Below are 18709 nucleotides of genomic sequence, written 5' to 3'. Positions count from 1 at the left end.
AGGGGGCAAGGGGGATTTGCTGTTCCGTTCACTGCGCAGACCCAGGCGTCGGCACATCGTGCTTCTTGTGCGCGGCCCCCATCTTGTCGGCGACTTCCTTGGGCATATAGGTTTCGTCGTGCTTGGCGAGCACCTGTTCGGCGATGAAGACATCGCCCTGCATGCGTCCGGTGGCGATCACCGCCTGCTTTTCGCGGAACAGGTCCGGCAGGATGCCGGTATAGCTGACGGGCAGGGTGGCATCGCCGTCGTCGACCACGAAATGCGCTTCCATCGAACCCGGCGCGCGCTGGAACGAGCCGGCTTTGACCATGCCGCCCAGGCGGAAACGCGCCTGTTCGCCGGCTTCGCCCTTGAGCACTTCCGAAGGCGTGTACAGGTAGGCGACGTTGCGCTGCAGCGCGAGCGCGACCAATGCGGTGGCGATCGCGGCGGCGGCGACAAGCGCAAGGATCAGGAGCAAGCGGCGTTTGCGGGTGGGGTTCATCGGTTTTCGATTCTTTATCTTCCGTCATCCCAGCTTTCGCCGGGATGACGGGTCTGGTGATTCACGATTCTCTTGTCAGCGGCTCGTTCTTGTCGGTTCTCGTCTGCCGCGCCGCGCGTGTCTTCGCCGCTTTCAGTAGTTGCCGGATACTGACGCGCGGCGCGACGAAATCCCAAAGCAGCACGGCGAAGAACACCGAATAAGCGGCGATGACATAGCTCTGATAACTCATTTCGCGCCTCCGCCGGCCGACTGCCGCACCCAATCCTTCCCGAACTCTCGGCGCAGATTGTCCGCGCGCGCGCGGGCCAGCAGCGAGCCGATGAACCAGAGCTTGGTGCCGACGATCATCCAGATCAGCGGCTGCACCATGCTCGCGTCCATCGTCGACTTGCCGAACAGGCTGATGGTCTGGCCCTGGTGCAGCGAGTTCCACCACACCACCGAATAGCGGATCACCGGCAGCAGCGCGACGCCGACGATCGCCAGCAGGCCGGCGGCGCGTGCGGCGGCGCGGCGGTCGTCGATGGCGTGGTACAGGCCGATCACGCCGAAATACAGGAACAACAGCACCAGTTCGGTGGTCAGACGCGGATCCCAGTCCCACCAGGTGCCCCACATCGGCTTGCCCCAGATAGAACCGGTGGCCAGTGTGATCGCCGTGAACGCCGCGCCGATCGGCGCGCAGGCCATCGCCAGGATCTCGCACAGCTTGATCCGCCAGATCAATGCGATCGCGGCATAGAAGGCCATCAGTGCGAACACGAACAGGCTCATCCAAGCGCTCGGCACATGGATGTAAAGGATGCGGAAACTGTCGCCTTGCTGATAATCGGCCGGCACGTCGAACAACCCGCCCCACAAACCGTAGGCCATCACCAGCACCGCCAGGCCATAGGACCACGGCGCCCAACGCGCGGCGAAGCGGTCGAAGTAGGGCGGCGAACCGAGTTGGTGGAACCAGCGGACGACAGGATTCATTCTTTTCGTTCCCTCTCGCGCAGGGCGAAAGAGGGCAGGGGGATAGGTGGGTGGCTATGCATCTGTGGCGACCTCAGCTGAGCGCGATCCGGATCGCCGCCGCAGCTGCCAACGGCGCTAGCACCAATGCCAGTACCAGGCCGGCGGCGAGCATCAGCAACGCGCCGACCGGGTCCAGGCCCTGCGCGGCGCGAGCCACGCTTCCCGCCCCGAACACCAGCACCGGCACATACAAAGGCAGCGCCAGCAGGGCGACAAGGATACCGGAGCGGCGCATGCCGACGGTTAAAGCGGCCACCACGGCGCCCAACAGGCTCAGCAGCGGCGTGCCCAGCGCCAGCGAAGCCAGCAGCACGGGCAACTGGGCATGCGGCAGGTGTAGCAGCTCGGCCAACAGCGGCGTGGCGACCAGCAGCGGCAGGGCCGTGGTCGCCCAGTGCGCAAAAACGCGGATCGCCACCAGCCAAGCCAGCGGTACCGGCGCCAGCAGCCATTGTTCGAGCGAGCCGTCGTCGGCGTCGCCGCGGAACAGGGTGTCCAGTGCCAGCAGGCCGGCAAGCAGGCTGGCCAGCCACAGCACCGGCGCGGCGATCCGCGCCAGGGTTTGCGCTTCGCCGCCCATCGCCAGGCCGAACAGCATCGTCACCAGCAGGGCGAACAGCGCCGGTTGCAGCGCGTCGCCGCGGCGGCGCCAGAGCAGGCGCAGGTCGCGGACGAGCAGGGCGCGGGCGGATTCGAGCAGGGAGGGAGTGCTCATGCGCCATCTGCCTTGCTTTTTGCCGTCATTCCCGCGAAGGCGGGAATCCAGTGACTTGGCTTTAGCCCTCTCCCGCTGTGCGGGAGAGGGTTGGGTGAGGGCGCGCGGGATGGCAGATCGCATCGTCGCTGTATGGAGAAGCGAAAGTCACTGGATTCCCGCCTTCGCGGGAATGACGGCTTTAAAAGCGGTGCGGCCATGCGGTTAAGCATCCCCGCCTCCCAGCACCAATTCCCGCGTCCGCACCGGCGGCGCCGCATATGCGCCATGCGTGGTCACCAGCGCCGCGCCGCCATCCTGCAGGTGCGCCGAAATCATCCGATTGACCAGGTGGATGCCGTCCAGGTCCAGGTTCGCGTAAGGCTCGTCCAGCAACCACAACGGCGCCGGAGACAGCCACAGGCGCGCCAGAGAGAGGCGTTTCTTCTGGCCGGCCGACAATTGCCGCGCCAGCGCGTCTTCGTAGCCGCTCAGGCCGACGATGCCGAGCGCGCCGGCGATCGTCTGCCTGGGGCGGCGGCCATGCAGGCCGCACAGGAATTCCAGGTTCTCGACGGCGCCAAGATCGGCCTTCAAAGCCGGCAGATGGCCGAGATAGGCGATCGCATGGCTGCGTTCGCGGCTGCGGGCGCGCCGGCCTTCGATTTCGATTTCGCCTGCATCGGCCCGCAGCAAACCGGCCAGCACGCGCAGCAGGGTGGTCTTGCCGGCGCCGTTGTCGCCTTGCACCAGCAGCGCCTCCCCGGATTCGACGGCGAAATCCAGCGGCCCGAACACGGCTTGCTCGTTGCGCGCGAAACTCAGGCCGTGTGCGGCTAGCAACGGCGGGGTGTGGGCGGTGGCGTCGGTCATCGGGGGTCGCAGGCCGCGGTCCGGCGGCTAGCCGCTCATTCTACCCAGTCGACGAAGCCGAGTCGTTCCAGCGGGTCTTCCAGCCGGTCGGGCATCGGCGCGAGCATGCGCAGCCGCAGCGGCTGCCCGCGCCGCCAAGCGACCATGCCCAGTTGGCCGAAGCGCCGCCCCATCGCGTCCAGATCGGGCATCGGCAGGTCCATCACCAGCCAGCTCGGTTCGCGCCAGCGGCGGTCGGGCGCGGAAGAGAACGCCGGTACGAAGACCCTGCCGCTGGCGAGCAGCGCATCGTGCAAAGCCTGGTCGGCGCGACGATTCACCGACTCCGGGCGCGGCACCGATTGCGGATCCCAAGCCGACAGCAGCGCGAATTCGCCCGCATCGCCGAAGACCAGCTCAGCCCCCGGAGCGGGCAGGCCGATGCGCAAGTCGTGCCAGCTGCCCTCGTGCTGCCAGCGATAGTCCGCCGCCAGATAAGCGAACAGCAGCTGTCCGACGCGTTCGTTTTCCGTTTGTTGCATGGCCAAGGTTTAACCGATCACCGCCAATCCGTAAACTCGGAAATCTCGCATCGCCGGACGCTTCCATGCTGCAGACCAAGTTGCCCAAGGTCGGGACGACGATTTTCACCGTGATGTCCCAACTCGCCGCCGAACACGGCGCGGTCAATCTGGGCCAAGGCTTTCCGGATTTCGCGGTGCCGGCGCGCCTGGTCGACGAACTCGACAAAGCGATGCGCGCCGGCCATAACCAGTACGCGATGATGACCGGCGTGCCGGCGCTGCGTCAGGCCATCGCCGCAAAGACGGAACGCGTTTACGGCCATCGACCGGACGCGGACAGCGAAATCACCGTCACCAGCGGCGCGACCGAGGCGATTTTCAATGCCGTCGCCGCGGTGGTGCGGCCCGGGGAAGAAGTGATCGTGCTCGACCCTTGCTACGACAGCTACGAGCCGGCCATCGACCTCGCCGGCGCACGCGCCGTGCACGTGCCGCTGGATCCGCGCAGCTTCGCGCCCGACTGGCAGCGCGTGCGCGAGGCGATCGGGTCCAAGACGCGGATGCTGATGATCAACAGCCCGCACAATCCGTCCGGCGCCATGCTGTCGGCCGACGATATGCGCACGGTAGCGGACCTGTTGCGCGATACCGGCGTGTTCCTGCTGTCCGACGAGGTATACGAACACATCGTATTCGACGGCGCCAGGCACGAATCGGCGCTGCGCTACCCGGAGCTGCGCGAGCGCACCTTCGTGGTGTCCAGTTTCGGCAAGACCTACCACTGCACCGGCTGGAAGGTGGGCTATTGCATCGCTCCGCCCGCGCTCAGCGCCGAATTCCGCAAGGTGCACCAGTACAACGTGTTCTGCACCTTCAACCCGGCCCAGCACGCGTTCGCCGCGATGCTCGACGCCGAGCCGGAGCACTACGAGCAGCTCGGCGCGTTCTACCAAGCCAAGCGCGACCGTTTCCGCGAACAGCTGCTGACCACGCGCTTGAAGCCGCTACCGGTGCCGGGTGGTTATTTCCAGCTGGTCGATTACTCGGCGGTAAGCGATCTGGACGACCTGGCGTTTTGCCGCTGGCTGACCATCGAGAAGGGCGTCGCGGCGATCCCGTTGTCGCCGTTCTACGAGTCGCCGCCGGCCGGACAGCGGTTGGCGCGGCTGTGCTTCGCAAAGAACGAAGCCACGCTGGATGCGGCGATCGAGCGTCTGCAAAAATTGTAGGAGCGGCTTCAGCCGCGAGCTTTTCCTGCAAGCCGCCAAAAAACAAGATCGAGAGCTCGCGGCTAAAGCCGCTCCTACAAAAAGCGAAAAGCTCGTTCAAGGACTGGAAACATTGTGAACAACCTCCGCATCTCGCTCGTCCAAGGCGCCACCCGCTGGCACGATCCGGCCGGCAACCGCGACTATTACGCCGACCTGATCGCGCCGCTGCACGGCACCACCGACCTGGTCCTGCTGCCGGAAACCTTCACCAGCGGCTTCAGCAACGAAGCGATCGACCAGGCCGAGACCATGGACGGGCCGACGGTGGCCTGGATCAAGGCGCAAGCGAAGAAGCTCGATGCCGCCGTCACCGGCAGCGTGCAACTGCGAACAGACGAAGGCGTGTTCAACCGTTTGTTGTGGGCGACGCCCGACGGCGACCTGAAGCATTACGACAAGCGCCATCTGTTCCGCTATGCCAAAGAGCACGAACGCTATGCCGGCGGCCGCGAGCGGCTCACGGTGGAATGGAAAGGCTGGCGGATCTGCCCGCTGGTCTGCTACGACCTGCGTTTTCCGGTTTTTTCGCGCAACCGCTATGACGTCGAACGCAAGGGCGGGCTGGATTACGACCTGCTGCTGTACGTCGCCAATTGGCCCTCGGCGCGCGCTTATCCTTGGAAGACGCTGCTTCGCGCGCGCGCGATCGAGAACCTGTGCTACGTGGCCGGCCTCAACCGCGTCGGCACCGATGGCAATGGCCTGCACTATGCCGGCGATAGCGCGGTAATCGATTTCCTCGGCCATCCGGTCAGCGAATGCACGGACGAGGAAGTCGTGGTCACCACCACGCTGCTCGCATCGGAACTCGCCGCGCATCGCGAGCGTTTCCCGGCGATGCTCGACGCAGACGCCTTTACGCTTTCGTAGGCTGGGTTGGCTCCATCAACCCGGCGCGCGCCGCATCGGCCTCAGCGGCAAACACCGCCGCTCGATTCGGGTCGCGAATCGGCGACGAAACGAAACTCGCGATAGCTCCAGAGGTAGCGGTCGCCGTTTTTGACCATCCAGGCGTGCGACTGTGCATGCTCGCCGCGGTCGTGCAGGGAAGCCATCAAGCTCGAGGTTTCGTAGCACTCCGGCCCTGCGACGATCAGGGCCGCATGCATGGCCGCCGCGCGTACGATTTCTCCAGAAAAAAGGGGAAGCCAGACAGCGAAGAAGGGCAGATAGAAGAAATAGGCGATAGCCGGCGCCGCGAGCAGGCGCCGTCCGAAAAAGATGCAGATCGCCGACAGGCTGAAGAAGTAGACGCCTGCCGCCCACAGCGAAAACGTCGTGAACTTCGCCAGATCGTCCATCGCCGCGAACAGCAGCACGGGCGGGAATACCGCATAGATGAGCGCCAACAGCGGGTTGATCGCCAGCATCACGTTCAGCGCCAGCCATAGGTGCACGGCGAGCACCGTACCGACGGCGCGCATCGCGTCGCAGAAGAACGAACCTATCGCCTGGCGCCATTCGACGAATTCGCCGTCCATCGCCGGTCAGGCTCCGCGTCGATGGAAATAGATCCGTTCCGCAGCCCATCGCAGCGGCGCCGAATCCAACAACATGTCGAAAGGCCAATCCGCCTGGAAGCGGTCGTACGCACCGCGCAGCACGCGTTTCAGCCGAAAGCGCGGTGCGGCCTGCGCAGCGACGCGTTCCGGCGGCGGTCCGCCATGCCGCATGTGCCTGGCGATGGCCTCGCCGACCGCCCAGCCGTGCTTCCATGCCGAATGGATGCCGCCGGCGGTGACCGGCGAGACGATGCCGGCCGCATCGCCGACCAGCATCACGCCTGGCGCGGATATCGACGATACCGGTCCGCCGCAAGGGATGAGTCCGGCGCGCGTCGCGCTGGCTTCGACGCCTGCGGACAGTCCGATCAGCGGCCGGATGCAATCGAGGAAGCCGTCGATGTCCGGCCCCTGCGTGCCGGCGCTGCGATGCCGCAATGCAAGCCCTACCTGCACGCCGGTCGGATTCTGCGTCGCCCAGCCGATGTAGCCGGGCGCGTAGCGCTTGCTGATGAAGCAATGCAGCGCGTCGGCTTCGCGCAATCGCGCGCCGGCGAACTCGTATTCGATGCCATACAGGAAATCCCGCACGCGCCCGAGCCCGGCGCGCTGCGCGACGCGCGACTTCGCGCCGTCGGCGCCGACCAGATAGCGCGTGCGGCCCAGGCCTTCGAGCATCCAGCCTTCACCGTCGCGTTGCGCCGCGTTGAAGGAACATTGCAGCCGCAACTCCACGCCTTGCGCGTGCAGTTCATCGGCCAGCCAGCGCATCAGATTGGGCGTGTCGGTGGTCAGGAAGTAGTAGTCCGGCGCCCGCAGCGGCAGGCTGCGCAGGTTCGGCGAGTACAAGCGCACGCCTTCGACGCGGCGGTACAGCGCTTCGGGCATGCGGTTGAGCCAGGTCTGTTCCGCGGCCTCCTTCACGATGATGCCGGTGGTATGCAGCTTGATGCCGGGATCGCGCTTGCGCTCGAGCACGCACACACGCAAGCCGTACTGCGCCGCCGCCAGGGCGCAGGCCGCGCCGGCGAAGCTGGCGCCGACGACGGTCACGTCCCAGTCTGATTTTTCGCTTGTTTTCGCCATCGCCCTTACCGCCAGCCTCCCGCAAAGCCAAGCCGGCAAGGTCGCCGGAAGCAACGGCAGTTTCGCGCCGCGCCGCGTGCGCACGATGGGCGGAATGTGAAGCCGGCGCGAAGTGGACCGGTGTCGAGATGGATGAATCGGGGCCCTAACGAACGCCTCACCCGGCGATTACGCGAGCGCGCGGATGCTGTTTCCGAATTCTTCCCGGAGGCGCTTCCATGGGCCAGTTCGCAGAATGCGTCTACACCGACCAGGCGGATATCGCGCTGTTGGAATCGCGGGCCACGCAATTGCCCGACGAAGCCAAGGTCGAAGTCGTCCTGATAGACGGCAGCAAGCTGCAGGGCGTGGTTTCGGCGCGACCCGTCGTGCAGGTGTTCCGCGACGGCGACGGCGACGAAGGCATCAACGGCGTGGTGCGGATCGACGATGCGCGCAATCCGGAACATGCACACTATCTCTGGCTGGACGAGATACTCGAAGTCCATCAGACGGGATCGGCATAGCCCGCCTATTCAGTCGCGCGACAGGCTGGGGACGCCGGCATCACCGTGGCGTGATCCGCCTGGGTGGACACTGGGCGCGGTATCGGGATGTTTCCACCCAGGAGGTCCTATGAAAACCGCCGCCAAACACAGCGTCATCCCGCTCATCGCCGCGTTGGCCTTCGCTTTGGGCCTGTCGTGCTCGCCGCGCGCGCTCGCCGCGGACGGACTGGAATGCAAGCTGGCGTACAACATCGACGGCTGGTCGCTGGTCTACAAGCATGCGACCGGCAACGGCACCGTAACCTGCAGCGACGGCAAATCGTTGCCGGTCAAGATCAAGGCGCAGGCGATCGGCCTGACCGCGGGCAAATGGGAGATCCGCGACGGCAAGGGACGCTTCAGCGATGTCAGCAAGATCGACGATGTGCTCGGTACTTATGCGCAGGCCGAAGCCAACGCCGGCGTGGTGAAGAGCGGTTCGGCGCAGGTGTTGACCAAAGGCCCCGTATCGCTCGCGCTGGCCGGCACCGGCGGTGGTGTTAACTTGGGCGTGGATGTGGGCCGCTTCGAGTTGACCCGTCCATGAGCCAGCGTCGATGCAACCGATGACCGCGTAAACGAGACAAGGCCGGCATAAGCCGGCCTTGTTTTATTTCGCATCCCCAGGCGTTGTACCGCCCAAGTCAGCGGTTGCCGCCTTGCGGTCCGCGGTTGCCGCCCGGTCCGCGATTGCCGCCAGGCCGCGGTCCGCGCGGTCCGCCCGGCGGACGATTGCCGCCGGGGCGATTGCCGGCCGGACGCGGCCCGCGCGGACGATCGTAGGGATTGAACGTGCCGGGGTTGGCATGGTCGGACGGGAAGCTCGGCGCATTGCCGGGATGGCCGTACGGGCGCGGCGAACGCGGGCCTTGTCCCTGGCCTTGTCCGGGACCGCGCGGTCCGCGCTGCTGATCGTTGCCGAAACCGCCTTCGCGACGCGGCCCGCGCTCGCCCTGGCCTTGATACCCGCCGCCTTCATTGCGCTCGCCGCGGTAAGGAGCGCGTTGTCCGCCCGGCCCGCTATTGCGTGCACCGCCGGGACGCGCGCCGCCGCCCGGCCGTGCGCCGCCCGGCTTGTTGCCGTAAGGCTTGCCCGGCCCGCGACGCGGCTGCTGGCCGTCGGCATTGCGGTGTCCGGTCGGGCCGGTATCGACGCCTTCAGGCACATACCAGGTGCGGAACGCGGCCGGATTGCCTTCCGGCAACGGCTTGGGCCCCTTGTGCGCGCGTTGCTTGAACGGCTTCTGCGATTGCTTGGCGGCGGCTTCGCCGCTCACCGTCAAGCCGCCGTGCCCGCCTTTACCGAATCCGCCCTTGTTGCCGAAACGGCCGCGGCCGCGATCTTCGCGGACGTGATCGAAGCGGCGCAGCTCGCGGCCTTCGTCGGCGGTGTTGTGGCCGCCGACGTAGCCGTGCGAGCGTTCGCCGGCGATGTGCACGGTCGACTTCTTGGCGGCCTTGCGCTGGCCGATCACCGGCTGCAGCGTCAATGCGGGCGGCGGACCTTCTTCCAGCTTCAATTCCTTGCGCAGCGCTTCGACCTTGTCGGCCGCCATTTCCTGCGACTGTCCGCGCAGCAGCGGCTGCGGCAGCGATACCGAGCCGTAACGGATGCGCTTCAGGCGGCTGACCTGGCAACCCTGCGATTCCCACAGGCGGCGCACTTCGCGGTTGCGGCCTTCCTTCAGCAGCACGCGGAACCAATCGTGCGAATCGGTGCCGCCGATGCGTTCGATGTCGTCGAACTTGGCCGGGCCGTCGTCCAGGGCCACGCCGCGGCGCAGGCGGTCGACGATGTTGTCGGGCACGGTCTCCATGCCTTCGGGCGCGCGCACGCGGCAGACGTATTCGCGTTCGACTTCGAACGAGGGGTGCATCATCGCATTGGCCAGCTCGCCGTCGGTGGTGAGCAGCAGCAGGCCGGTGGTGTTGATGTCCAGGCGGCCGATCGCGATCCAGCGCGCGCCCTTCAAGGCCGGCAGCGCTTCGAAGATGGTCGGGCGGCCTTCGGGGTCTTCGCGCGTGGTCACTTCGCCTTCGGGCTTGTTGTACAGCAGCACGCGGGCCGGTTCGGTCAGGGCGCTGGCGACGAAGCTGCGGCCGTCGAGTTCGACCTTGTCGCCGCTCTTGATGCTCATGCCGGTCTGCGCGACCTCGCCGTTGACCTTGACCAGGCCGTCGGCGATGCGCTGCTCCAGCGCGCGGCGCGAGCCTAGGCCCGCTTGCGCCAGCACTTTGTGCAGGCGTTCTTCCAATCGGGGGGCGTTGTCGTTGTTCTGTTCGGCGCCGCGCTTGAGCGAGAGCTTGCGCGTGCCGTTGCTGGGAGTGGTTGAATCACTCATTTAAGTACTCCGGGCGCTGTCGCCGTCGTCGGCGAGGGCGGTGTCGTTCGATTCGTCTTGCGATTCGGGGTGGGTGAGGTCCGCGTCTTCGTCGTCGTGTGCGGCGTCTCGCGGGTGTTGCTCGTCTTCGTCGACGAGGTCGGCATCGAGGCCGTAGCTGTCGGTTTCGGCGGCGAGGTCGGGGTCGATGCCGGTTTCGGCGTTGGCTGCGTCGACGGCGACATCGCCGATCGGCAGCGTTTTCTCGCCTTCGAGCTGCAGTTGCGGTTCGAGTTCGCCGAAATCCTTCAGCTCGGACAGCGGCGGCAGTTCGTCCAGGCGCTTGAGGCCGAAGTAATCCAGGAAACCCTTGGTGGTGCCGAGCAGTTCCGGCCGGCCGGGCATGTCGCGATGGCCCACCACGCGGATCCATTCGCGCTCTTCCAGCGCCTTGATGATGTTGCTGTTGACCGTCACGCCGCGGATCTGCTCGATCTCGCCGCGGGTGATCGGCTGGCGGTAGGCGATCAGCGCCAACGTTTCCAGCGTGGCGCGGGTGTATTTGGTCTGGCGCTCGGTCCATAGCCGCGCGACCCAGGCGTGCACGTCGACCTGCACCTGGTAGCGGAAGCCGGAAGCGACCTCGACCAGCTCCACGCCGCGCTCGGCGGACTGCTCGCGCAGCGTTTCCAGCGCCTTTTCGACGCTGTCGGCCGGCGCCGGCTGGTCTTCGGGGAACAGCGCATGCAGCTGCGCCAGCGTCAGCGGTTGGTTGGCGGCCAGCAGGGCGGCTTCGACGATGCGGTTGATGAGTGTTTGATCCATCGGGAATTGCGATTCTTTGGTTTGTTGATTTGTCTTGAGCCGTCGTTCCCGCGAAGGCGGAATCCAGCGACTTTATTTTTGTCGTCATCCCAGCGAAAGCTGGGACCCATTTTGCTTTTCGAGGTTGCTACAACGGCAAGATCAAAATGGGTTCGAGCTTTCGCTGGAATGACGGGCGTGATGTTTTTGCCATTACTCCGCGTCGTTCGCCGCCGGCGCGTCGTCGTCAAACTCGCTCGACAACTCAAGCGCCGTGTTGCCATCGCCGCCATCGCCGATGGCCAGCGATTTCAGATAGATCGGCGCCAACGGCGCTTCCTGGACGATGTCCAGCAACTGCTCCTTGGCCAGCTCCAGCAGCGCAAGGAAGGTCACCACCACGCCCAATTTGCCTTCGCGCGGCTCGAACAGCGATTCGAAGCGGTGGAAGGCGCCATCGCCGAGCCGGGTCAGCAGCTCGCCCATGCGCTGGCGCACGCTGAGCGCATCGCGCTTGATCGCGTGGCCGGTGAACAACTCGGCGCGCTTGAGCACGTCGTGCAAGGCCAGCAGCATCTCCCGCAGGTCTACCGGCGGCGGCAGGCGCACCGAGGCGCGGTCCGGGACGAAGGCATTGGCGGTCGCGGTATCGCGGTCGAGCCGGGGCAGGGCGTCGATATCCTCTGCGGCCTGCTTGAAGCGCTCGTATTCCTGCAGGCGGCGCACCAGGTCGGCGCGCGGGTCGTCTTCCAGGCCTTCTTCGGCCGGCGGCCGCGGCAGCAGCATGCGCGACTTGATCTCGGCCAGGATCGCGGCCATCACCAGGTACTCGGCCGCCAGTTCGAAGCGCAGCTCGTGCATGGCCTGGATGTAGTCGACGTACTGGCGGGTGATCTCGGCGACCGGGATGTCCAGGATGTCCAGGTTCTGCCGGCGGATCAGGTACAGCAGCAGGTCCAGCGGACCTTCGAAGGCCTCCAGGATCACTTCCAGCGCGTCCGGCGGTATGTACAGATCCTGCGGGATCTGCAGCAACGGCTGGCCGAGCACCATCGCCAGCGGCATTTCCTGCTGCTGCGGATGGACGGGCGCGTGGTTTTGGGGTGTCGCGTCGGGCGCGGTTTCTGCAGTCATCTTGGGTAGCGGCCCCCTCCGGGCCACTGGACGTACGGTGGGCGCGGCGGGCCGCGGCGCTTGGATCGGTACCGCTTAAGTTCTGCGAACCCAGTCGCAAGGGCGGAGCGTCGCCCAAACATCACGACCGGCCGCGCCGCGCGGGGACGAGGCGGGGGACGGCGGAAGAGATGGTCGGGCGCGGGCCGGTGGGGGCAGCGATTCGAGCGTCAGCGTGAGGCGTGGGGCGCCTGGTTCGCGACGGCCGCTGCTTCCGGCCTCGAGCAATGGGTCAAGGGTACGGGCTGCGGTGGGCCGTGTCCAGCCTGTGCCCTTTTTCTGCGGCAGGGGCTTCAGCTGCGGTCGTGAGTCGCGGCTGGCTTCGGATGCGGGCAGGGCGCCCGATACAATCGACACTTCTCGGATCGGCGAAGGCGGGTGCAGGCGGATGTGGTACGCGATCGAAGGCCACGATGGCCCGGATGTACTGGCCAAGCGCCTGCAGGCCAGGCCCGAACACCTGGCTCGCCTCACCGCGCTGCGCGACGAGGGCCGCTTGCTGCTGGCCGGGCCTTGCCCGGCGATCGACGCCGAGGATCCCGGCCCGGCCGGTTTCAGCGGCAGCATCGTCATCGCCGAATTCGCATCGCTCGCCGACGCCCGCGCCTGGGCCGATGCCGACCCATACGTCGCCGCGGGCGTCTACCAGCGGGTCGACGTGCGTCCGTTCCGGCCGGTGTTGCCGTGAGCCTGCCGCGCGAGCAACGCGTGGAAGCGATCCGCGCCGCGCTGCAGGCTTCGCTGGCGCCGACGCTGCTGGAGATCCGCGACGACAGCCATCGCCATGCCAAGCATGCCGGCGCTCAGGACGGGCGAGGGCACTTCCATGTCGAGATCGTCAGCGAGGCGTTCGCAGGGCTGGCGCCGCTGGCGCGCCACCGTGCGGTCTATGCGGCGCTGGGCGATTTGATGGTTACCGACATCCACGCCCTGTCGATGCGGGCTCGCACGCCCGACGAAGTCGACTAGCATTGTAGGGGGCTTGCCCTGCTGCCTTCGCTTTTGATTTACGGGTTGCCCTAGATGCAAGACGAGTCCTGGGGCCGCGGTCTAAGCGACGAACCGCTCAAGTGCAGCCTCATCTGTCGGATTTGGCCTGTCGAATCGAAGTGCAAGCCGAAGCTGGTGATGGTTGTTGTTGTCTATGTCAACTTACAGTGGGTCTGATGGGGGAACTGTTTCGCCCGAAGCTGTGTCATCCGAAGTTTGGCCTGCTAAAGCAGATTGGGCCATCTAGTCTTTGACAAGGGAAGTGAGGCTGCGATTGCGCGGGGGCGCAGGGTAATTAAAAAGGGTGCTCCATGGGGTTCAAGACAGCATCAGCAAAACTGAGTGTTTTCTGTCGTATGCGGCAGTACGCCGAGCCATGTGCCTATGTGTCGAGCCCTTGCGATAGCAAATATATATGATTAGGTTCTGATGCAGCAGAGCCTTTATCAGCTTGGAATACTTAAGCGTACAGAAGGGAATACATTTTGGAACGGCAGCTCTCGTTTGCATTAGCTTGCGTGGCGATCCTCGTTTCTGGCTCTGCATCAGCGCAGCTTGTAGCCACTGTGGCTGGGGACTATCAAAGCGTTGAGAAGGAGAGCTCTCCTAGCATAATGCAATCGGATAGTCCTTTCGGTGAGGAAATCGAGCTGTCCACCGGGCAGGTGCAATTCCGTGTGACTGATATAGAAGTTAAAACAAACGGATTACCAGTCTTTTTCGGGCGAAAGCTAGATATAGCAAAAGGAGTGCAAAGGTGTGTGGGGGATGCTGACAACATCCTATGTGGATGGCGCCTCGATGTGCCTCATCTGCATGGGGTATTCACAGATTCATCGGGATGGGTTTCGTCAAACTCCCAAGAGCCTCTCAAGCGATGCAGCAACGGCATTAAGCCACCTAACGTGCATGGAATTCAGTTCACTGAAATTGAGTATGGTGCTAGCGAGTACTGGGGCGGCAACAAGATAAGTATACCTGGATACCCAGAATCGTTAATGCTGTCCTTGCTGCCGGGCGCAGAAATTCCAACCGATGGCGCAGTCTATGCTGGATCTACAACCCAGGACTGGCGTGTTGGTTGCTTGCCTTCCATTAAAAATGGGACCGGTGAAGGCTTTTTTGTTCGCTTGCCTGACGGCACCAAGTATCAATTCGATTGGATGGCTTCTCGATCAGCCCCTCCATTGATTGATGCCTCTTTATATTGCAAGTATGGAGGTGGTGAATGCCGTACTGGCATAAATCTCTATAGAAAAGAAGTATTCCTGTTTGCGACCCGCGTTGAAGATAGATTTGGAAATTGGGTTGAGTACGAATACGATCCTGCAAACCCTTTCAGGCTTAAGGCGATTAGGTCTAATGACAACGCGTCTATCGCCATTGCGTACGACTCACAGGGAAGAATCGGCTCAGTATCCTCTAGCACGAGAAGCTGGACCTATCACTACACTCCAGACGTAAATGGATACTCCATTCTGTCTGAAGTCATACGGCCTGACGGAAGTAGCTGGAAATATGTGTACGACAATATCGGTCGCCCGGCCAGAGACGTGGGCAACTATTTATGGCAGGGCTGTTTGCTGGCCCAAAACGTAAGTGCCAATAACTGGTCCTCTAGTCAAGCCCCAAAGCCTGAGGACGTAGGTTCATTTGTCGCTACTAATCCCGCTGGGGCCATAGGTACATTTAAATTTCGCAAATTAGTGCATGGCAGCGACAAGACCCCATTTACATGCTACGACCCAATATATCCGCCCTATACGACTTTCTTTGGTGATGAAGAACTAAGTGGGCCTCCAATGGCCTTTGATGTTGCTTCGCTGTATGAAAAAACAATCACAGGCTCTGGCCTTGCCACGCAGCGTTGGGAATACAAATACGACTCGAGTTGGAGCACTGTCAGTGCTTGCAATCAAGGACAACCCTGCAGGGGCTATTCGATAACGACAGTCGTAGATCCTGGTCAGGTAACTGCAGAGTTCAGGTTTAGCACTGATTATTCGAGCAACTTCGGCAGACTTCTGAGCGAAACCATCAAAAAAGGTGGAAACGTTGTAAGAACTATAACGCACTCTTATTTAGCATCATCGTCCGGTCAGCCATTTCAAGATGTTTATGGTCTCGTCGAGCACGGAAATTATAACCCCGTCCTCTTTAAAGTCCGGCCTGTTGCATCGATAACCATATCTCAAGATGGTGCGCAGTCCATTTGGAAGGCGAATGCCTTCGACAACTTTGCACGCCCCACGGAGATCACTCGTTCCAGCGCGCCGGGCGGTTACACCCGCACCGACACAAGGCTTTACCACTACAACACCGCCAAGTGGGTCATCGGCCAGGTCGCCAGTAGCACCTGCAATCAGCCGCTTAGCTGCGCCAATCTGGTCGAGTCCAAAATCGACTACGACGCCAACGCCATGCCATGGAAGACCTACGCCTTCGGCAAGCTGCAGCAAACCCTGACCTACGACACCGCCTCCGCCGTCGCGACCGGCCAACGCGGCACCCTTAAAACCGTCACTGACGGCAACAGCAACGTCACCACCTTCACCGATTGGATGCGTGGCATCCCGAAAAAAATCACCTTCGCCGACGCCAAGTTCAAATCGGCGACGATCGGCGACCTGGGCCAGATCACATCGATCACCGACGAGAACGGCTACACCACTGCCTACGGCTACGACGCCATGGGCCGGTTGAACCTGATCGACTATCCCGATGGCGACACGCCCAACTGGGTCAACACCACGATCACCTTCGCCAAGAACGGCAGCGCGGTCTACGGCCTGCCGGCGGGCCATTGGGAACAGACCGTCGCCACCGGCAACGCGCGCAAGGTCACTTACTTCGATGCGTTGTGGCGGCCGGTGGTGGTGGTCACCTACGACACCGCCAACACCGCCGGCACGCTCAGCCAGAGCGTGACCCGTTACGACGCGGACGGCAGGCCCGTATTTGCGTCCTATCCGCAGCGCAGCCAGGATCCGGCCGTCTTCAATACCTGGGCCAACCCGGCCGTCGCGCCCAACGCGTTGGGCACGGACACCGTCTACGACGCCTTGGGCCGCGTCACCGCAGTCACCCAGGACAGCGAGTCGGGCCCGCTGACCGCGAACACCGCCTACCTGAGCAATGTGGACGGCCCGTACACGGTGCTCACCAACCCGCGCGGCTTCCAGACCCGCACCTGGTTCCAGGCCTACGACCAGCCCAATTACGATACGCCCGCAGAAATCTGGCACCCCGAAGCCACCCGCACGGTGATCGACCGCGACGTGTTCGGCAAACCCAAGACGCTGACCCGCCGCAACGATGCCGGCACGGTCTCGCTGACCCGCAGCTACGCGTACAACGCCCACCAGGAACTGTGCCGCACAGTCGAACCGGAAACCGGCGCCACCCTGCTGGGCTACGACCTGGCCGGCAACCTGAAATGGTCCGCCGCCGGTTTGCCCGGAGCCACGCCCTGCGAGCCCAACGGCACCACTCCCGCGGTCGCGGTGCGCCGGGTCGACCGCACTTACGACACCCGCAACCGGCTCAAGACGCTGGCCTTCTATGGCGGGCTGGGCAACCAGACCTGGACCTACACGCCCGACGGCCTGGCCCAGAGCATCGTCACCGACAACGGCGGCGGCGATGTGGTCACCAATAACTACGCCTACAACAAGCGTCGCTTGATGAGCAGCGAGAGTCTGGTGTGGGGTGCGGTCAACTGGCCGATCGTCTACGACTACAACACCTATGGCCACCTGGCTTCGCAAAATTGGCATGGCCTGCTGGTCGACTACGCGCCCAATGCCCTGGGTCAGCCGACCAAAGCCGGCGCCTATGCCAGCGGTGTGACCTACCATCCCAACGGGGCGATGGCCCAGTTCACCTACGGCAACGGCATGACGCATACGCTGAGCCAGAACGCGCGCGGCCTGCCCGAAATCAGTTGCGATTTTTACGGCACTTGCACCGGCGCAGCCGCCTTGCGCGATGTCTACGGTTACGACCAGAACGGCAACGTGCTGGCCATCCTGGACGGCCGCACCGGTGCGCGCAGCGACCGGGACATGACCTACGACGGCCTGGACCGGCTCAAGACCGCGGTCTCGCCGATGTTCGGCAACGCCAGCTACAGCTACGACGCGCTGGACAACCTGACCCGGGTCGCGATCGGCGGCACCGCGGCGCGCGACCACTATTACTGCTACGACGCGGCCTGGCGCCTGACCAACCTGAAGACCGGCAGCTGCGCCGGCACCAGCGTGATCGGGCTGGGCTACGACGTGCAGGGCAACCTGATCAACAAGAACGGCGTCACCTATACGTTCGACCTGGGCAACCGCCTGCGCAGCAGCAGCGCCTTGGCCTCGCGTTACCTCTACGACGGCCACGGCCGCCGGGTGCTGGACCAGACCTCGGCCGGGGACAAGGTCAGCCAGTACAACCAGGCCGGCCAGCTGACCCTGGCCGGCGACGGCCGGGCCAACACGGTCAGCGAGTACGTGCACCTCAACGGCAGCCTGCTGGCGATCCGCGAGCGCGATGTGGGCACCGGGGTGTACACGACCCGGTACCAGCACACCGATGCGCTGGGCAGCCCGGTGGCGGTGACCGATGCCAATCGCGTCGTGATCGAGAAGAGTGAGTACGAACCTTACGGCGGCCTGCTGAACCGACCGCTGGAGGACGGGCCGGGCTACACCGGGCACGTGAGCGATGCCGCCACCGGGCTTAGTTACATGCAACAGCGCTATTACGATCCTAAGATCGGGGGTGGGCGGTTCTTGTCTGTCGACCCTGTCACCGCCACGAGCGTGGGCGGCAACTTCAATCGGTATTGGTATGCAAATAACAACCCTTACCGATTTACCGATCCTGATGGTCGTGAAAGCGCATGTTTCTCGACAGGCGTGGGTTGCGGTCTAACGCCAATTACTGCAGAGATTGAGCGGAAGCAGGCGGTTGCGATGGCCGGATTAGCCGCGACGGCGCTTGCATTCGTTTCACCCGCTGCAAGCAGGCAGCTCTTAACTTGGGCAGGCTCCAACTTTGGCGCTGTTTCTACAGGAACCAGCGTCGCAGCTGAGGCAGCTGGTGTGACGGGGACTGCTACTGCGGCCATGGCGGCTGCCGTGAAAAGCGCCTATACCGTGAGGATTGTTGAACAGGCTGGTGACACTGTTGAAATCCTGGGAAAGGGTGCCAAGGGCAACATAACTGTAATTGCAGAAATGGTTAAAAAAGGTGGACAGCTGATATTGAACGGCGCTCACATAAGTGGGCAAGGCAAAGGCACTAGCTCATTAAAAGAGCTCAAGCAGTTGGCCCGTGCCTTAGGCCAGCAACAAGGTGCAGAATCGGTCATTATTAAAGGAGGCGTCAGAACTACCGGCGCGAATCCAGGCAAAGTTCCTATTGAAATCAAGGTAAAGGTGGACCAATGAAAACAATCAAGATC

17 protein-coding genes and 1 pseudogene are annotated in these 18709 nt (G+C 63.7%); 7 read left to right on the top strand and 11 right to left on the bottom strand.

Annotated elements, in window-relative coordinates; genetic code table 11:
- Nucleotides 1–28: 28 nt before the first annotated feature.
- The 6 genes from ccmE to M2650_RS04075 all read right to left on the bottom strand — a co-directional run bounded on the left by ccmE (nt 29) and on the right by M2650_RS04075 (nt 3598).
- Nucleotides 29–487 carry a cytochrome c maturation protein CcmE gene (gene ccmE / locus M2650_RS04100; protein WP_249471555.1) on the bottom strand — a complete coding sequence of 153 codons (459 nt, stop codon included), beginning with the start codon at nt 485–487 and terminating at the stop codon, nt 29–31.
- A 61-nt stretch (nt 488–548) separates the two neighbouring features.
- The gene (locus M2650_RS04095) at nt 549–719 is read right to left on the bottom strand and encodes a heme exporter protein CcmD (RefSeq protein WP_249471552.1); all 171 of its coding nucleotides are present in this window, start codon (nt 717–719) and stop codon (nt 549–551) included.
- Nucleotides 716–1468 carry a heme ABC transporter permease CcmC gene (ccmC, locus tag M2650_RS04090; RefSeq protein WP_249471549.1) on the bottom strand — a complete coding sequence of 251 codons (753 nt, stop codon included), beginning with the start codon at nt 1466–1468 and terminating at the stop codon, nt 716–718. The genes M2650_RS04095 and ccmC overlap by 4 nt, the downstream gene beginning before the upstream one ends.
- Before the next feature lie 73 nt (nt 1469–1541).
- A complete protein-coding gene (gene ccmB / locus M2650_RS04085; RefSeq protein ID WP_249471546.1) occupies nt 1542–2225 on the bottom strand; it encodes a heme exporter protein CcmB in 684 nt (227 codons plus the stop codon).
- A gap of 204 nt (nt 2226–2429) precedes the next feature.
- Nucleotides 2430–3077 (bottom strand): heme ABC exporter ATP-binding protein CcmA, encoded by a 648-nt coding sequence (gene ccmA, locus M2650_RS04080; protein ID WP_249471543.1) that lies wholly within the window; start codon nt 3075–3077, stop codon nt 2430–2432.
- A 35-nt stretch (nt 3078–3112) separates the two neighbouring features.
- Nucleotides 3113–3598, bottom strand: a complete 486-nt coding sequence (locus tag M2650_RS04075) for a DUF3293 domain-containing protein (RefSeq protein WP_249471540.1) — start codon at nt 3596–3598, stop codon at nt 3113–3115.
- A gap of 65 nt (nt 3599–3663) precedes the next feature.
- Here M2650_RS04075 and M2650_RS04070 point away from each other — a divergent pair, with 65 nt between their 5' ends.
- Both M2650_RS04070 and M2650_RS04065 read left to right on the top strand, forming a co-directional pair.
- A complete protein-coding gene (locus M2650_RS04070; RefSeq protein ID WP_249471536.1) occupies nt 3664–4809 on the top strand; it encodes a pyridoxal phosphate-dependent aminotransferase in 1146 nt (381 codons plus the stop codon).
- A 114-nt stretch (nt 4810–4923) separates the two neighbouring features.
- Nucleotides 4924–5721 carry an amidohydrolase gene (locus tag M2650_RS04065; protein ID WP_249471533.1) on the top strand — a complete coding sequence of 266 codons (798 nt, stop codon included), beginning with the start codon at nt 4924–4926 and terminating at the stop codon, nt 5719–5721.
- 41 nt (nt 5722–5762) lie between these two features.
- On the opposite strand, the gene M2650_RS04060 is transcribed toward M2650_RS04065, so the two are convergent.
- Together M2650_RS04060 and M2650_RS04055 are read right to left on the bottom strand one after the other, a co-directional pair.
- The gene (locus M2650_RS04060; protein ID WP_249471530.1) at nt 5763–6332 is read right to left on the bottom strand and encodes a hypothetical protein; all 570 of its coding nucleotides are present in this window, start codon (nt 6330–6332) and stop codon (nt 5763–5765) included.
- Nucleotides 6333–6338: 6 nt separating this feature from the next.
- Nucleotides 6339–7439 (bottom strand): NAD(P)/FAD-dependent oxidoreductase, encoded by a 1101-nt coding sequence (locus M2650_RS04055; RefSeq protein ID WP_249471527.1) that lies wholly within the window; start codon nt 7437–7439, stop codon nt 6339–6341.
- A gap of 218 nt (nt 7440–7657) precedes the next feature.
- On the opposite strand from M2650_RS04055, the gene M2650_RS04050 reads away from it, so the two are divergent.
- Together M2650_RS04050 and M2650_RS04045 are read left to right on the top strand one after the other, a co-directional pair.
- Complete coding sequence (locus M2650_RS04050) at nt 7658–7945, top strand: DUF3247 family protein (protein WP_249471524.1); 288 nt, start codon at nt 7658–7660, stop codon at nt 7943–7945.
- Between the two features lie 109 nt (nt 7946–8054).
- Nucleotides 8055–8513 (top strand): hypothetical protein, encoded by a 459-nt coding sequence (locus M2650_RS04045; protein ID WP_249471521.1) that lies wholly within the window; start codon nt 8055–8057, stop codon nt 8511–8513.
- Nucleotides 8514–8610: 97 nt separating this feature from the next.
- On the opposite strand, the gene M2650_RS04040 is transcribed toward M2650_RS04045, so the two are convergent.
- The 3 genes and pseudogenes from M2650_RS04040 to M2650_RS04030 form a co-directional block, all read right to left on the bottom strand.
- Nucleotides 8611–10308: a pseudouridine synthase gene (locus M2650_RS04040; protein ID WP_249471518.1), complete on the bottom strand. Its 1698-nt coding sequence runs from the start codon at nt 10306–10308 to the stop codon at nt 8611–8613.
- A 203-nt stretch (nt 10309–10511) separates the two neighbouring features.
- Nucleotides 10512–11112, bottom strand: a pseudogene (gene scpB / locus M2650_RS04035) (SMC-Scp complex subunit ScpB); the annotation flags it as partial.
- 192 nt (nt 11113–11304) lie between these two features.
- Nucleotides 11305–12225 carry a segregation and condensation protein A gene (locus M2650_RS04030; protein ID WP_249471515.1) on the bottom strand — a complete coding sequence of 307 codons (921 nt, stop codon included), beginning with the start codon at nt 12223–12225 and terminating at the stop codon, nt 11305–11307.
- A gap of 427 nt (nt 12226–12652) precedes the next feature.
- On the opposite strand from M2650_RS04030, the gene M2650_RS04025 reads away from it, so the two are divergent.
- The 3 genes from M2650_RS04025 to M2650_RS04015 all read left to right on the top strand — a co-directional run bounded on the left by M2650_RS04025 (nt 12653) and on the right by M2650_RS04015 (nt 18695).
- Nucleotides 12653–12952 carry a YciI family protein gene (locus tag M2650_RS04025; protein ID WP_249471511.1) on the top strand — a complete coding sequence of 100 codons (300 nt, stop codon included), beginning with the start codon at nt 12653–12655 and terminating at the stop codon, nt 12950–12952.
- Nucleotides 12953–12954: 2 nt separating this feature from the next.
- Nucleotides 12955–13233, top strand: a complete 279-nt coding sequence (locus tag M2650_RS04020) for a BolA family protein (RefSeq protein ID WP_249474197.1) — start codon at nt 12955–12957, stop codon at nt 13231–13233.
- A gap of 2441 nt (nt 13234–15674) precedes the next feature.
- Nucleotides 15675–18695 (top strand): RHS repeat domain-containing protein, encoded by a 3021-nt coding sequence (locus M2650_RS04015; RefSeq protein WP_249471508.1) that lies wholly within the window; start codon nt 15675–15677, stop codon nt 18693–18695.
- The last annotated feature ends 14 nt before the right edge of the window (nt 18696–18709 follow it).

Origin of the sequence: Luteimonas galliterrae, assembly GCF_023374055.1 — a bacterium.
GTDB classification, from domain to species: Bacteria; Pseudomonadota; Gammaproteobacteria; order Xanthomonadales; family Xanthomonadaceae; genus Luteimonas_C; species Luteimonas_C galliterrae.
Note: the sequence above shows the minus strand (reverse complement) of the source record. Positions and strands in the feature narration are given on the sequence as shown.

What these genes read in the sequence shown, in the direction of transcription:
- M2650_RS04075 (WP_249471540.1), bottom strand. Translation starts at nt 3,598, where the DNA reads ATGCAACAAACGGAAAACGAACGCGTCGGACAGCTGCTGTTCGCTTAT.
- M2650_RS04055 (WP_249471527.1), bottom strand. Translation starts at nt 7,439, where the DNA reads ATGGCGAAAACAAGCGAAAAATCAGACTGGGACGTGACCGTCGTCGGC.
- ccmE (WP_249471555.1), bottom strand. Translation starts at nt 487, where the DNA reads ATGAACCCCACCCGCAAACGCCGCTTGCTCCTGATCCTTGCGCTTGTC.
- ccmA (WP_249471543.1), bottom strand. Translation starts at nt 3,077, where the DNA reads ATGACCGACGCCACCGCCCACACCCCGCCGTTGCTAGCCGCACACGGC.
- M2650_RS04015 (WP_249471508.1), top strand. Translation starts at nt 15,675, where the DNA reads ATGCCATGGAAGACCTACGCCTTCGGCAAGCTGCAGCAAACCCTGACC.
- M2650_RS04060 (WP_249471530.1), bottom strand. Translation starts at nt 6,332, where the DNA reads ATGGACGGCGAATTCGTCGAATGGCGCCAGGCGATAGGTTCGTTCTTC.
- M2650_RS04095 (WP_249471552.1), bottom strand. Translation starts at nt 719, where the DNA reads ATGAGTTATCAGAGCTATGTCATCGCCGCTTATTCGGTGTTCTTCGCC.
- M2650_RS04045 (WP_249471521.1), top strand. Translation starts at nt 8,055, where the DNA reads ATGAAAACCGCCGCCAAACACAGCGTCATCCCGCTCATCGCCGCGTTG.
- M2650_RS04070 (WP_249471536.1), top strand. Translation starts at nt 3,664, where the DNA reads ATGCTGCAGACCAAGTTGCCCAAGGTCGGGACGACGATTTTCACCGTG.
- M2650_RS04040 (WP_249471518.1), bottom strand. Translation starts at nt 10,308, where the DNA reads ATGAGTGATTCAACCACTCCCAGCAACGGCACGCGCAAGCTCTCGCTC.
- ccmB (WP_249471546.1), bottom strand. Translation starts at nt 2,225, where the DNA reads ATGAGCACTCCCTCCCTGCTCGAATCCGCCCGCGCCCTGCTCGTCCGC.
- ccmC (WP_249471549.1), bottom strand. Translation starts at nt 1,468, where the DNA reads ATGAATCCTGTCGTCCGCTGGTTCCACCAACTCGGTTCGCCGCCCTAC.
- M2650_RS04050 (WP_249471524.1), top strand. Translation starts at nt 7,658, where the DNA reads ATGGGCCAGTTCGCAGAATGCGTCTACACCGACCAGGCGGATATCGCG.
- M2650_RS04030 (WP_249471515.1), bottom strand. Translation starts at nt 12,225, where the DNA reads ATGACTGCAGAAACCGCGCCCGACGCGACACCCCAAAACCACGCGCCC.
- M2650_RS04025 (WP_249471511.1), top strand. Translation starts at nt 12,653, where the DNA reads ATGTGGTACGCGATCGAAGGCCACGATGGCCCGGATGTACTGGCCAAG.